Genomic DNA, 14,528 nt, shown 5'->3' with positions numbered 1-14,528 from the left:
CATAACACTACCATCTGAGACGATGAAACATAATTTAGCACCTGCAGCACCATCTGCGGTGCAAGCCTTGCGGTTATTCTCTTTGCTACTACCCCTCCTACCACACCCACCATTGAAGACGAGCGACTACAGGAAGCTTATAATATAGTTAATAATTAATATATAAATCTGCAACACTCCCCGCTAGGTAGTTGAGTACTGGCTACAAGGCCACGACGCGCAGCCAGTAGCTTAGCCTTCCGCGCTAAACTCAGGTGCCGGTGCAGCTCCTAGCAATTGTTGTAGCTGCCGAGCATTCACTACACCGGCTCCACCAATACCATTGTTGAAGTACACATAGGCTTCCTTTAGGCTCGGTTCCGCTTGAATATCATGCGCTACCCGCACCAGAAATTCCTCGCTGTAGGCTGATGTGTACAGCACGGGTACGCCGTGAAAGCGGTAGTACAGCTGCGGCGTGTTCACTACTACTTCGTCGGGCAATGCGGCGGGGTAGCTCTGCCCCACGAAGCTGATGCCGTGCCGCCCCAGTTCGCGCATAATCTCGCCTTCCCACCAGCTCGGATGCCGAAATTCGAGCACGTTGTGAAAACTAGGGTCGAGGTGCTCCAGAATGCGGCCAAGCAGCTCCTCGGTGTACGCGGCTTTGGGTGGCAACTGAAACAAGATGGGGCCAAGCTTCTCGCGCAAACCTTCTCGCACTACGCCGTAAAAATCAGCTAAGACGGGAGCTGATTCGGTATTGAATTTCTTGTAATGTGTGACGATGCGCGGGGCTTTCACAGCAAAGCGGAAGTCGGCGGGGCTTTGTGCGTACCACGTCTCGAACACCTTCAGCTCCGGCATGCGGTAGAAAGTCACGTTCACTTCCAGCGTGTTGAACTGGGTGCAGTAGTAGGCAAACCACTTGCGCGGCGGCAACCCCTCGGGGTACAGGATGCCTTTCCAGTCGCGGTAAGAAAAGCCGGAACAACCAATGTAGAGAGCAGCGGACATAGCAGAAGAATGTGTGTGCTCTTACGCAAATCCGGCCGTTCGGTCACCGAAAGCTTCACCCTATTCTCGTTGGCTGCTATATGCCATTAACAATTTGAACCCATCTGCCCAAATCCATAGGGCATGGTAGCCACAGCGCGCCACATTATTCCTGTGTCAGAGAATAAGTTACCTGTTTATCAGTATATTATATATACAATCTTCCCATCCACCCTAAACCCCTACAGCTATGAACGACCAAACTGCCCTTATTACCGGTGCTTCCAGTGGCATTGGCTTCGAGCTGGCCCGCTGCTTCGCCCGCGACGATTATCGGGTTGTGCTTGTTGCCCGCCACCTCGACGAGTTGAAGGAAGCGGCCCGCCTGCTTCACCAGGAGTTTAGAGGGGTTGATATCGTGCTGCTGCCCTTCGACCTTAGCCGCCCCGAATCGGCCGACCAGATTTATGCGGAAACCACCCAGCGAGGCTTCCAAATTGATGCACTGGTCAACGACGCCGGGTTTGGTGAAACCGGCTACTTCACGGATACCGACATGCAAACCGAACTCGACATGATTCAAGTGAATGCGGCTTCGCTCGTTCACTTGACCAAGCTGTATTTGCGCGACATGGTGGCACGCAACTCGGGCCGCATTTTGCAGCTTGGCTCTATTGCCTCGTTTTCGCCTAGCCCTTGCCAAGCAGTTTATGCCGCTACCAAGGCCTTCGTCCTCAGCTTCACCGAAGCGGTGCAGCACGAGCTAAAGCAACAGAAGTCGGCCGTAACGATGACCATACTTTGCCCGCCGCCTACCGATACCAACTTCTTCCACGTCGCGCACGCCGAAAATACCCGCGCGGCTCAACACCCCGCCTCCGCTCGCACCATAGCTGAAGAAGGCTACGACGAGTTCATGGAAGGCGCGGCCCGCTCGCTGCCCACCATTGGCGCAAAACTCAACTTCTTCTCCAGCTTGGTTCTCCCCGATTCCATGCTGGCTACCCTCATGAACACGCAGCTACACGCAAGCCAGAAATAAGCAACTCTCTAGGCACAACGACAACCAACGCCTCCAAACTGCGGCTTGGAGGCGTTGTTGCGTCTACTTCATGCAGTCGGTATAGCTATTCCGTGCCCTACTTCGCCTAGGAGCGAGTCAAGCCTAGGCGTTCCACAGTTTCGCCTTCAAAGTCGAACTGAATAAGTATGGCGGGCTCCTCCCCAACCACCCAACCGTCGTGGCCGGGCGCAATGGCGACCACCTGCGGCGCCACGTATTCCTCCAAGGCACCATCGGCGTATTCGATGGTAAGGCGGCCTGCGGCCAGAAATCCTACGTGGGCGTGCTGGCACAGCTCAGTGCCAATCACCGGCTTTATGTCCTTCGACCACCGAAACCCGACCGGGTACACCACCCGCTTGACGCGCGAGTTGCCGGTACGCACTACATCAACTTGCACACCGCCAATTTCGCGGCGCGTGGCATCCTTCAGCGGACCTAAGAGGGTATCGGTATTCATAGTTACAGGCAGGAATAAGAGAGACAAAGAGGTAGAACCTGTCTGAATATAGCTAATCTGTGGCTACAATTCTGTGTTCCCTCCTACCCTCGGCTTACTGCTCATCGCTGAACTAGAGTTATCTAGTAGAAGTCCTGCAAAAACCAGGGATACTTTATCACGAGCTGCATCGCTCCTGCTTTCCATGTATCTGGCAAGTAGGCTATCTGTTGCATTGGCGCTACTCTTCTCCCGGCTTGTTTTCTGTTGTTGTAGCCTGCTACCGTCTTAACTGCCCTAGCAAGCAGGTTGCGAAGAATTCGCTGGTATTGCAGTAAGCGTGTAGATACCTAAAGTATATAGGAGTGACTAGGTTATCTCGTTCCATATATTAACTTTGAAAAACAAAGTACTTTTATATTACGCTTTAAGTTAAGCTCCTAGTCACTGCACCCATTCCGCATGGCATCTATGAATACCGTGGAAAAGAGAAAGGATAGAAGGAGCCGCAAGCGCCGAATAGGGCTAAGCATTGCGGTTGTTTTTGCCGTTGCGGCAGCGTTTGTGCTTCCTAGGTGGAAGACGGCAATCGATAATGGGGGAATGCTGCCGCGGGAGCCGTTCCGCATTGCTGGCAACCTCTATTACGTGGGCACCCGGGACGTTACGTCCTTTTTGCTCACTAGCCCCAAAGGCCATGTGCTCCTAGATGGCGGCTACCCTGGCACCGCTCCCTTGATCCTGAAGAGCATTGCCACTCTCGGCTTTCGCATCACGGACGTAAAGATCCTGCTCAACTCGCATGCGCACTTCGACCATGCAGGCGGCTTAGCGGCGTTGCAGCAGGCATCTGGAGCCCAATTATGGGTGAGCGAAGAGGATGCCGACATCGTTGCGGCGGGAGGCGCCAGCGACCGGAACATGGCTCCGGTGAATTTGCTGATATACTGCGGCCTGCTCAAATATCCGGCGCCCCGCGTGGATCATCGATTCCAAGACGGCACCAAAATCCGCCTCGGTCCTATCACCCTCACGGCTCATCTCACACCGGGCCATACGCCGGGTTGTACTACGTGGTCGTTTCCGGTACGGGATGGCAACCGGGAGTTGCTGGCGGTCAGCATCGGCAGCCTAACGTTGCCGATGCCCGCGTCGGTGTTCAACTGGAAATACGATATTGAACTTCAGAACGAATTCAAAAAAAGCTTTGCAACGCTACGCAGCCTGCCGGCCGACATCTACCTGGCCTCTCATGCGCGGGCTTTTAGTTTAAAGGACAAGTCTCTGGCCCGCACCACTGCCCAAGACCCAGTGGCACCGTTTATCGACCGGGCCGGCTACCTCCAGGACATCGACAAAGCGGAAGCACAGTTTCGGCAGATACTCCAGGAGCAGCAATAAACCCGCTTGCCGCCTGCTGAAAGCAAAGCAAACCCAAGGGCAACAACCCACCTGACTACAACGCACAAATTCAATCGAGCTATAGAATGAAAGGCGAAGTTTTAAACAACTTAGATAATCCCCGCCAGCTTGAAAAGCTATACCGGGAAAACAAGGTGGGTTTCAAAAGAGAATTCAACTTGGTTTATCCTGAAATCAAGGAAAACACAGTTGCTCAATTCTGGAATGAAAGGCTCAATTTCGAGAACGAAGGAATTTCCTGGGGCAGCAAAGACGAGTTATTATTTGTTGTAATAGCGTCATGTATTGCAGGATTCGTTGCGAAATTTCCCAAGTTCTTCGATATTAATCCAGAATATTTCTACTTAAGAAACATTGCTTTCATATTTTTCCCTTTGCTCATAGCGTACTTCAATTGGAAGCGCAAAGTGCAGACCAATAAAGTTGTACTTACCTCACTAGCCATTTTAGCTTCTATCATCTACATCAATCTATTACCCAAAAACGACAAAAGCGACACCCTGATCCTGGCCTGTATTCACTTGCCCTTGCTTTTATGGGCTATTTTAGGTTTCTCATACATAGGTGGCAACCTAGCCAGTCCTCAAAGACGTCTGGATTTTCTTAGATACAATGGCGACTTGGTGGTAATGACCACCATTATATTGATTGCTGGTGGCTTAATGAGCGCTATTACGATGGGCCTATTCCAGCTTATTGGCCTTCGGATAGAAGAATTTTATATCGAATACATTGTGGTCTGGGGCCTTGCTGCCGCTCCTATCGTAGGCACTTATCTGGTGCAGACGAACCCCCAACTAGTAAGCAAAGTTTCGCCGGTAATTGCAAAGGTATTTACCCCCTTAGTGTTAACGATGCTGGTGATTTATCTGGCGGCGGTAGTTTATACAGGCAAAGACCCTTACAACGACAGAGATTTTCTATTAATTTTTAATGCCCTCCTGATTGGCGTAATGGCCATTATATTATTCTCGATTGTTGAAACATCAAAAAATTCTAATAATAAGATTGAGATTCTGATGTTACTTGGTATTTCAATCGTTACGATAGTTATAAATAGCATCGCACTTTCAGCTATTCTATTCAGAATTTCAGAATGGGGAATCACACCAAATAGACTTGCGGTATTGGGCGGCAATATTCTTATTTTAATGAACCTATTGCTTGTAACTTACAGATTATTTAAAACAGTAAAAAACCGGAAAGAGATTGACAATGTTGAAATTAGCATAGTTTCCTTCCTACCTATTTACGCCTTATGGACAACTTTAGTAATATTCGTTTTTCCCTTATTATTTAATTTCAAGTAGTACAGCATCAGTAATACGTTCTAACATTATACTTGCTTGAATACCTGATAGCATCAATTAGTGGTCGTACCGGATAGAATAGAATTAGTATTAAAGAGTCTCACAAAAGCCTAGAACTGGTAAGTCCGTTAGCAGCACTATTAAAAACACAGCAGAATCCTTGAAGCCAAGGCAGTTGACAACATAGGCTTAATAGTCAAGGTCCGTCATAACGGCTAGGTAGCGCCAACTACCGATGCAAGTTGCCAGAGCAACTTTACACAGCACAAACCAGCCGCAAGCTTAGCCTCCATACTTTACTTGCTAAACGATTATCAGTAAGAATGTTAACGACAGCAAAATAAACAACGTACATTAACTTTGAAATACAAAGTTCTTTTACATCCTTTGTATTGTTCTCACTGCTCTATTCTAAGGAGCCACCGCCATCTGGCCTTCGCACCTGCATTTCACCTGAGGGGTTGGCACACGCTCAGTACCGTACCCGCCCCTGTCTCTCGCCCCGGTCTTGCTTCTAGAAGCTCTCTAACTCGTTTCAAACCAACCATATCCTGTCATGGCACTCACTAAAAGCATTCTTCGCGTTGCGCTGGCTACTGGGCTCCTGTTGCTCATACCCTTAACGGCAAAGCTATTTCTCGCCGACATGGCTTGGAGTTTAGGCGATTTTGTTGCCGCAGGCATCCTGTTATTCGGCGCGGGCCTCACGTTTGTCTTGATTGCCAGAATGGGTGACAACACCGCGTACCGATTGGCCGTGGGCGTGGCAGTGGCAGCCGGGCTCCTACTTGTGTGGGCAAATTTGGCGGTGGGGCTTGTTGGCAGTGAAGACAACCCCGTCAACCTACTGTATGGTGGGGTGCTACTTGTTGCCCTCATTGGGGCTATTGTCGCGCGGTTTCGGCCACTTGGCATGTCCAACGCCATGTTTGCGGCGGCACTTACCTACGCGGTAGTCACCGTAGTGGCGCTATCTATTTGGACGCCCCCAAGCGCTACCGCAGAACCCTCGGTGGGCATGGTGAATGTGGTAGGTGCAAATGCGGCTTTTGCTGCGATATGGGTTGTTTCCGGTTGGCTGTTTCGCCGTGCCAGTGCTACCCGCTCGACTGTAGGCCAGCGGCTGGCCTAGAGGTGCAAAGCCCTAAACTCTATTAAACCTGTACTAAGCATTACTAGCATGACCCTCAGCAAAAGTATTCTTCGTCTGACGCTTGCTACAGCGTTTCTCCTACTTATTCCCTTGGTAGCCATGCAGTTCAACACTGGATTTAACTGGAGCGTATCGGATTTCGTAATTGCTGGCATCCTGCTACTTGGTACGGGGCTCCTGTATCTGCTGGTAGCGAGTAGAGCCCGCAGTGGCGCGTATAAATTAGCCGCTGGCGTGGCGGTGGCGGCTTCCCTGCTACTCGTGTGGGGCAACTTGGCCGTAGGGTTCATTGGGAACGAGGAAAACCCAGCCAACCTGCTGTTTGGTGGCGTGCTAGCAGTTGGCGTTATCGGGGCCATTGCAGCGCAGCTCCGGCCGCTGGGTATGGCACGCGCTATGTTTGCCACGGCGCTTACGCAATTCGCAGTTCCTTTCATTGCAATGGCCATCTGGCGGCCCGAGCTTAACCAAGGCGTGCTGATAGTAATTCTATTGAACATCATCTTCGCCGGGCTGTGGGTTGCGTCGGCGCTACTGTTCCGCCGTGCCAGTGTGGCTAGCTCAACTGTGGGTTAACAATTATTTTAGTGGGGTACGAGGCTAAACCGCTATGCTTTAGGAATACTCGTTGAAAATCAACTATAAACGCCCCACAACCATTCAGGTTGCGGGGCGTTTTATTTGCTGGTACAGACGCTACCGTCGCTTAGTTGAATATAGTAGTGATTATTATGCCCCCATACGTTTTACTTAGGATGTGTGGACAGCAAACAAAAAGAACGTCATGCTGAGCGCAGTCGAAGCATCTCGCGTGCTGACGCAGGAGTACTAATCTCACATCAGCACGCGAGATGCTTCGACTGCGCTCAGCATGAAAGTCTTGTTTTAATTAGAAACCCTTAGTGTCCACACACTAAGACAACTTTTGAGTAATACACTGGTCTGCTCTAGCTTGAAATATCACCAGTACATGAGTCCAGCTAATAGTAGTGGGTAGGCAGGAAACAATACGAGTTCTAGTACGCCGTTCCCGATAGATACATACGCCGTTTTCTACTAACTCTGGAGCATGAAGTTTTCACTTGCCATTTTGCTGCTGGCTGCCATTGCGGCAAAGCCCTATTATCAACAAGAAAGCGTTGAAGCCGGTAAAGTAGTGTATCAATCCGACGACTTAACCATTGTGCAGGTCTCTAAGAACACCTACGTCCATACTTCGTTTTTGAGTACCGAGAGCTTCGGCAAGGTGTCATGCAACGGCCTAATCGTAAAAGGCGGAAAAGAAACAGTCGTGTTCGACACTCCTACCCATGACAAGGAGTCGAAAGAACTGATTGCCTGGATAAAAAAGGACCTTCATTGCAAGGTAAAAGCAGTGATTCCCACGCATTTTCACGACGACTGCGTTGGCGGATTGAAAGAGTTTGAGCGAAGCAAAATTCCGTCTTATGCCAACGAAAAGACTATTGCGTATGCAAAGCAGAAAGGGGTCAACGTTCCTGAGCGCGCATTTACCAATAGCCTGGTTTTACCCATTGGGACTACCAAAGTCTACGCAACTTTTTGGGGAGAGGGCCACACAAAAGACAATGTTGTGGGGTATTTCCCGGATGATGAAGTCATGTTTGGCGGGTGCTTAATCAAAGAATTGCAGGCCGGAAAAGGCAACCTCGCCGATGCCAATGTGCAAGCATGGCCCGTAACAGTGGAAAAACTAAAACAAGAGTACCCCAACGTAAAAGTTGTCGTTCCAGGGCATGGCGAAGTAGGCGACCGAAGTCTGCTTGACTACACTATTCAACTGTTTCAGCAACCATAGCCCGTTAATACTTGGAATTGAGGCACAACTACTGCTCACCTAAACCGTGCTAGCTCCAAAGCAAGGCAGTGAATATCCAGTAACCAGCTTATCATTAGCTCTATCAGCAGTTTAAGTTCCCATAAAGAAGCTGCGCTTTTCGAGCGGCTGCTGTATGCCTGCCTCCGGTCACAAGGTCGTTTTCACGCACGGCACATAGCTGCTCGTTAGGTTTTACGGAGGCAAAACTACTGGTTATGCCGTCGCAGTTCCTGTATGGTGAGCCAGCGGATAGCAAGAATTAAAAGCTAAAGGGCGCACCTTTCCGAGCTCGTTTGGTGCGCCGAGCTTAGACCTCTTTACTCCGAAGCGGCTATTTCGTATGCGGCTTGCTCGTTGCAGCTAGGTACTGAAGCAAAACAATCCTGATGAACGAGTAGTATTAGAGCGAGTCGCTTCATCAGATAGCGGCTCACCTATTACTCGCTCATCTTACTGCTTATGAACATTGGAATCATTGGGGCTGGCCACATCGGCAGTGCCCTAGCCGTGCGACTCACCAGCCTCGGCCACTCGGTATATATTGCTAATTCCCGCGGACCCGAAACGCTAACGGAATTGGCTGAAAAAACTGGTGCTACTCCCGTTACGGCCCAGGAAGCTGCCCGCCACGGCGAAATCATTGTGGTAACCATTCCGCTGATAAAAATTCCTGACCTACCCAAAGACCTGTTCGAGGGCGTGCCCGCCAGCGTACCTGTAATTGACACCAGCAACTACTACCCCTTGCTGCGCGATGGTCAACTACCCGAGCTAGAAAGCGGCGATCTGACCGAAAGCGAATGGGTGCAGCAGCACCTGGGTCGCCCGGTGCTCAAGGTGTTTAACAACATTTTCGCCGCGAACCTCGAGAACAACGGCCAGCCTGCCGGCACGCCCGGCCGCATTGCGCTAGCAGTAGCTGGCGACGATGCCGCCGCCAAGAAGCAGGCAATGGCCCTCGTGGAAGAGTTAGGCTTCGACGCTGTAGATGGCGGTAGCCTGCACGAGTCGTGGCGGCAGCAGCCAGGCTCGCCCCTGTACTGCACCGATTTGCCGGCTGCCAAAGTGCAGCAGCATTTAGCTAGCCTGGGTACTGTATACACGCCCGAGCAGCACACCCAATTTGCAGCAAACCAAGCCGCATCAGAAAAACAATTGCAGGCGCAAGGCGTCAAGCTGTAAAGACTTACCCCTTTCAAACTGTCCTACTTCAAGCGAATTCATTCAAGCCCCACCAAACCAGCTCCGTTAATTGTAGGAGCTGGTTCGGTGGGGCTTGTTTGATGAAAAAGACATTACTAGCAGCCCCTTACTCAGCTCGCGGTTCTATTAAGATCTGGCGGCTGAGCTTAATCTGGGAGTGTTACTGGTGTTAGGCTGAACATCGTTTTCGCCGGGCTGTGCGTAGCATCGGGATGGCTGTTCCGGCGCACTAGTACGACTTGCGCGGGTTTTGGCCGACTGGAGGAGTAGGCTGTCTATTAATTGTGTCTCTGCCAACTCACTTGCAGTCCAACCCATGATAGTGTAGTTTGTGAGCATGATGGCACAATTTGCTCAACTCTATCCCGTGGGTCTGATTCGCTACACGCAGAGCACATTTCTCGAGTTGGTCACCGATACCGAAGTGCATCGTATCGATTTTCGCGGTAAGCTAAGCTGTCGACTGCAGCGTGGCACCTACGGCCCAGTATCGTTTCACTATGATCATCATCCCTCACTTACAGGAGTCCATGGCCCATTAGCAAGTCTGATGGCTCGGGCTACTCCCTACCCTTTTATTGGCGCACCAATTTTACTGGCTGCTATCCGTCAAGAATTGCAAGCACAGGCAGGTAGCTGGCACAATTTTGTAAAAGGCTCCTGGACCATGTGGTGGCAACGTTTAGTAGCTCATAACATACGTCCTGACCTTACACGTACTGGCGGAATTATCCTTGATAGTGTACCAGTCCTAGTTGCTGAAGCAGTAGCTGATATTTGCAATTATTATGGTGTAGAAACTTACTACATGCCTCCGCAAGAACTTTGGTGTACTCGCCCAAACAGTCCCTCATATTAGCTTCTACTAGTTGGGTCTAACTATATCATAGCCCGAGAGTTCTTTGTCAGCACACTATGCTAGTATTACTTCTCGCATTCTGATCCTACATAACGCCACAATGACACTAAATACTAGGCTATAATCACAATATTAAGCCAAAAAGTCATAATTATCTCTTCTGCACCCCATTTGCTAGGCACTCGTAGAACTTCCTAACCAGAAGCATCTAACTAGTCTTAGCAACCATGAACTTTAATAACTATACCATCAAGGCACAGGAGGCCGTGCAGAAGGCCACTGAAATTGCCGGGGGCAACCAGCAGCAGGCCATCGAAACGGGCCACCTGCTGAAAGGCCTCTTCCAGAGTGACGAGAACGTGCTATCGTTTCTGGCCAAGAAGCTGGGTGTAAACCTAAACATCCTCACGCCCCGCCTCGATGCCATCGTGACGGGCTACCCCAAAGTGAGTGGCGGTTCGCCTTATCTCTCCAACGAAGCCGCCGCCGCTCTGCAGCGCGCTACCGGCTTCCTAAAGGAGTTTGACGATGAATATGTGTCGGTGGAACACCTGCTATTGGGGTTGCTGGGCGGCAAAGATGCCGTGGCTACCCTGATGAAGGACGCCGGCTTCAACGAGAAAGACTTAAAAGCGGCTATTAAGGAGCTGCGCGGGGGCCGCAAGGTGACCAGCCAGACCGCCGAAGACCAATACCAGAGCCTCAACCGCTACGCCCGTAACCTTAACGAGCAAGTGCGCACCGGCAAGATGGACCCGGTAATTGGCCGCGACGAGGAAATCCGCCGCGTGCTCCAGATTCTGAGCCGCCGTACCAAAAACAACCCCGTCCTGCTGGGTGAGCCGGGCGTTGGTAAAACCGCCATTGTCGAGGGTCTGGCCCAGCGCATCGTGGCCGGCGACGTGCCCGAAAACCTCAAGGACAAAGTCATAATGTCGCTGGATATGGGCTTGCTCATTGCCGGCGCCAAGTACAAGGGCGAATTTGAGGAGCGCCTCAAGTCCGTCATCAAAGAAGTAACTGACTCGGAAGGCCAAATCATTTTGTTCATTGACGAGATGCACACGCTGATTGGCGCTGGGGCGGGTGGCGAAGGCGCTATGGACGCGGCCAACCTGCTCAAGCCGGCTCTGGCTCGCGGTGAGTTGCACTCCATCGGCGCTACCACCCTCAAGGAGTATCAGAAGTACATCGAGAAGGACAAGGCCCTGGAGCGTCGTTTTCAGGCGGTGATGGTAGATGAGCCGACTATAGAGGACGCCATCAGCATCATGCGTGGCATCAAGGAGAAGTACGAGTTGCACCACGGCGTGCGCATCACCGACGACGCTGTTATTGCGGCTGTAGAACTTAGCTCGCGCTACATCACCGACCGGTTCTTGCCCGACAAAGCCATCGACTTGATGGACGAGGCGGCCGCTAAGCTGCGCATCGAATTGAACTCTATGCCCGTGGAGCTCGACGAAGTGCAGCGCCGCATCATGCAACTGGAAATCGAGCGCGAAGCCATCCGGCGGGAAGAAAACCACGACCGGGAAGCCGTACTCAACAAAGACATTGCCGACCTCTCCAGCCAGCGCGACGCTCTGAAGGCGCAGTGGGAAAACGAGAAATCGGTGCTGACCAACATCCAGGAGCAGAAAGAAGCCATTGAGCGCTTCAAGGTGGAAGCCGAGCAAGCCGAACGCCAAGGCGACTACGGCCGCGTGGCCGAACTGCGCTATGGCAAGATCCAGGAAGCCGAAGCCAAGCTCAAAACCTTGCAGGACGAAGCCAACGCCAACAAAGACGGCGGCCACATGCTGCAAGAAGTGGTAACGCAAGAAGACATTGCCGAGGTAGTGGCCAAGTGGACCGGCATTCCAGTGAGCAAAATGCTGCAATCGGACCGCGAGAAGCTGCTCAACCTTGAAACCGAGCTAGGCAAGCGCGTAGCTGGTCAGACGGAAGCCATTGGTGCTATTTCCGATGCCGTGCGTCGTTCGCGGGCGGGTCTGCAAGACCCCAAGCGCCCCATTGGTTCGTTTATCTTCTTGGGTACGACTGGCGTAGGTAAAACCGAGCTGGCCAAGGCCCTGGCCGAGTACCTGTTCAACGATGAGAACAGCATGGTGCGCATCGACATGAGCGAGTACCAGGAGCGCCATGCTGTATCGCGCCTGATTGGGGCGCCTCCGGGCTACGTGGGCTACGATGAAGGTGGTCAGCTAACGGAGGCCGTGCGCCGCAAGCCATACTCGGTCATTCTGCTCGACGAAATCGAGAAGGCCCACCCCGACGTGTTCAACATCTTGCTGCAAGTGCTTGATGATGGTCGTCTCACCGACAACAAAGGCCGGGTGGCGAACTTCAAGAACACCATCATCATCATGACCTCCAACACGGGTGCCGATATCATTCAGCGCAATTTCAAAGAGTTGAACGAGTACAACTACGACGAAGTGGTGGACCGCACCCGCGAGGAAGTGATAGAGCGCCTCAAAGGCCACATGCGCCCCGAGTTCCTAAACCGCATCGACGAGATTGTGATGTTCCAGCCGCTGAAGCGCCGCGAAATCCGCCGCATCGTGGACATCCAGTTCCGTCAGATTCAGCAGCGCCTGGAAGAAGCCGGCATCCGTCTGGAGGCTACCGACGAAGTCCTCGACTTCCTCGGCGAGCAGGGCTTCGACCCGCAGTTTGGTGCTCGCCCATTGAAGCGCGTGTTGCAGCGCCTGGTGCTGAACGAGTTGTCGAAAGACATCTTGTCGGGCCGCGTGAGCAAGGATGCCGTAGTGGAAGCCGTGCTCGAAGACGGGCAGATTCGCTTCCTGAACGTGGACGTTGAAATTCCGGGCGTGTAATCCGGCCGCACGCCCAATAGAGTATCCTAAACTTAAAAGCCTCGCCATCCCACCCTGGCGGGGCTTTTTTCTTTTCTAGCTCGGTTATGGCAAGCTTCAAACGGTTTTTGCGAATGGTAGGCTTAGTGGCTATGCTATTGCTGGCCGCAGCGGGCGTTGGATTAACAGGTGCCGCTCCTATTCATCAAAAGCGCGAGCGGTTCATTGACACGGACCCTAGAACCGAACAGGTAGACGAGAAGAACACGCAGGAAGAAAAACAACTTGGGCAAGAATAGCTGATGGTTTATTTAGCAATTACTTCATATAATAAAAAGCCCCGCTAGCAGTATGCTAACGGGGCTTTTTATTATATGAAGTAATTGCACCTAATCTATTACTTGAGCAGGCCAAGCGCAGACTTAGCGACGATGGCGAGCAGCTTTGCGTTCCATTCTTGCGCGATACACACGCCCTGCCGCAACATGCTTTTCTTTTAGGCGGGTCCGAATAGCTAATGGCAATGGAGTACCGGCTAGGTAGTTGGCGCGCAGCTCGGCAAACTTTGTGTCTGAATAGGGAGCGTTGTGGACAAACATATACGTGACCCCACCTGCCGCTAGCAGCACACCCGCAACTACCTGTCCTCCAGATGGCTCGTCGTTTTGGGGCTGTACGTAAGACGGGGCTGAGTTACTGCTGGCATTAGACCCGGACATGAGGCGCAATGCGGGCAAGGCTAGCAGAATGGGCAACTGCCCACCAAGGCGCTTGGCATTGAATAGTCCTTGCACGGCGTCGAGGGTATCTTGCCGGGCGTCGGCTAGCACCTGAGTTGGAGTGGCAACTATGGCGCTAGGCGTAGAACCGCTAGGCGCAACCCCTTTGGCCAGTAGTGGATTGTCTTCCGAAGCGGTGCCGTGCAGGGGCATGAAGTTCCCCTTCAAACGCCGGCTGATACTAGTTGGCAAGTGGCCAGTAGCAGCCAATTCACGTAGTACGCGCCGCTCGCGGCTTCGCCGGAACTGAATGCCCTTGTTTAGCCCAATGCCTACCAGTGCGGAGCCGGCAACTACGCCGGGAGTCCATACTCCAGCACTAGTAGACTGCTGCGCTGGCAAGATAGAGGCCAGCATACCCGCCGTACCCAACGCAAACCACCCAATGCCGCCTCCGCGTCGGCTCCTGAATAGCTCATGTACAGCCCGGGCAGTATCGGCGCGGGTTAAAGGAGAGAGTGTAGTTGGTGTGGGAACGGCTGCCGTGGTGGGAGAAGCTGTAGCAACGGGTTGTTGCGCAAAAGCGCTAGTGCCCATGCCTAAGGCTAGGCAGGCAATAAGTACTTGTTTTCTCATAATAATAGCGCAGAGCGAAGACAGCCACTACGCGGTGTGCTGAATAAGTAGAAAAGAGGACAGAATTCAGATCAAATCTACTATATA

Annotated in this window: 13 protein-coding genes; 10 read left to right on the top strand and 3 right to left on the bottom strand. The window is 52.0% G+C overall.

All coding sequences use genetic code 11. The features are described from left to right. Positions 1 to 231: 231 nt before the first annotated feature. A complete protein-coding gene (locus MUN86_RS03230) occupies positions 232 to 996 on the bottom strand; it encodes a DUF72 domain-containing protein (protein WP_245121663.1) in 765 nt (254 codons plus the stop codon). 229 nt (positions 997 to 1,225) lie between these two features. Between MUN86_RS03230 and MUN86_RS03225 the strand changes: the two genes are divergently transcribed. Next, positions 1,226 to 2,017, top strand: a complete 792-nt coding sequence (locus tag MUN86_RS03225) for an SDR family NAD(P)-dependent oxidoreductase (protein WP_245121660.1) — start codon at positions 1,226 to 1,228, stop codon at positions 2,015 to 2,017. Between the two features lie 106 nt (positions 2,018 to 2,123). Here the strand turns inward: MUN86_RS03225 and MUN86_RS03220 are convergent, their stop codons facing one another. Then, the gene (locus MUN86_RS03220; RefSeq protein WP_245121656.1) at positions 2,124 to 2,498 is read right to left on the bottom strand and encodes a cupin domain-containing protein; all 375 of its coding nucleotides are present in this window, start codon (positions 2,496 to 2,498) and stop codon (positions 2,124 to 2,126) included. A gap of 441 nt (positions 2,499 to 2,939) precedes the next feature. Here MUN86_RS03220 and bla (MUN86_RS03215) point away from each other — a divergent pair, with 441 nt between their 5' ends. The 9 genes from bla (MUN86_RS03215) to MUN86_RS03175 all read left to right on the top strand — a co-directional run bounded on the left by bla (MUN86_RS03215) (position 2,940) and on the right by MUN86_RS03175 (position 13,385). Next, the gene (gene bla, locus MUN86_RS03215) at positions 2,940 to 3,878 is read left to right on the top strand and encodes a subclass B3 metallo-beta-lactamase (protein WP_245121653.1); all 939 of its coding nucleotides are present in this window, start codon (positions 2,940 to 2,942) and stop codon (positions 3,876 to 3,878) included. An 86-nt stretch (positions 3,879 to 3,964) separates the two neighbouring features. After that, the gene (locus MUN86_RS03210; RefSeq protein WP_245121650.1) at positions 3,965 to 5,209 is read left to right on the top strand and encodes a hypothetical protein; all 1,245 of its coding nucleotides are present in this window, start codon (positions 3,965 to 3,967) and stop codon (positions 5,207 to 5,209) included. A gap of 556 nt (positions 5,210 to 5,765) precedes the next feature. Beyond that, on the top strand, positions 5,766 to 6,341 hold the full coding sequence (locus tag MUN86_RS03205) for a hypothetical protein (RefSeq protein WP_245121648.1): 576 nt from the start codon (positions 5,766 to 5,768) through the stop codon (positions 6,339 to 6,341). Positions 6,342 to 6,461: 120 nt separating this feature from the next. Further along, on the top strand, positions 6,462 to 6,938 hold the full coding sequence (locus tag MUN86_RS03200) for a hypothetical protein (RefSeq protein ID WP_245121645.1): 477 nt from the start codon (positions 6,462 to 6,464) through the stop codon (positions 6,936 to 6,938). 493 nt (positions 6,939 to 7,431) lie between these two features. Beyond that, complete coding sequence (gene bla / locus MUN86_RS03195; protein ID WP_245121643.1) at positions 7,432 to 8,181, top strand: subclass B1 metallo-beta-lactamase; 750 nt, start codon at positions 7,432 to 7,434, stop codon at positions 8,179 to 8,181. A gap of 480 nt (positions 8,182 to 8,661) precedes the next feature. Then, complete coding sequence (locus MUN86_RS03190; RefSeq protein ID WP_245121640.1) at positions 8,662 to 9,384, top strand: NADPH-dependent F420 reductase; 723 nt, start codon at positions 8,662 to 8,664, stop codon at positions 9,382 to 9,384. A gap of 358 nt (positions 9,385 to 9,742) precedes the next feature. Next, positions 9,743 to 10,264, top strand: coding sequence for a hypothetical protein (locus MUN86_RS03185; protein WP_245121637.1), 522 nt, complete (start codon positions 9,743 to 9,745; stop codon positions 10,262 to 10,264). Between the two features lie 227 nt (positions 10,265 to 10,491). Continuing rightward, a complete protein-coding gene (gene clpB / locus MUN86_RS03180; protein WP_245121635.1) occupies positions 10,492 to 13,107 on the top strand; it encodes an ATP-dependent chaperone ClpB in 2,616 nt (871 codons plus the stop codon). A gap of 86 nt (positions 13,108 to 13,193) precedes the next feature. Next, complete coding sequence (locus tag MUN86_RS03175) at positions 13,194 to 13,385, top strand: hypothetical protein (protein WP_245121632.1); 192 nt, start codon at positions 13,194 to 13,196, stop codon at positions 13,383 to 13,385. Between the two features lie 123 nt (positions 13,386 to 13,508). Here the strand turns inward: MUN86_RS03175 and MUN86_RS03170 are convergent, their stop codons facing one another. Next, positions 13,509 to 14,441 (bottom strand): hypothetical protein, encoded by a 933-nt coding sequence (locus tag MUN86_RS03170; protein ID WP_245121629.1) that lies wholly within the window; start codon positions 14,439 to 14,441, stop codon positions 13,509 to 13,511. Between the last annotated feature and the right edge of the window lie 87 nt (positions 14,442 to 14,528).

This window comes from Hymenobacter volaticus (assembly GCF_022921055.1).
In the GTDB taxonomy this organism is placed as follows: Bacteria; Bacteroidota; Bacteroidia; order Cytophagales; family Hymenobacteraceae; genus Hymenobacter; species Hymenobacter volaticus.
The sequence above is the reverse complement of the archived record's forward strand: the minus strand, read 5'-3'. Positions and strand labels throughout refer to the sequence as shown.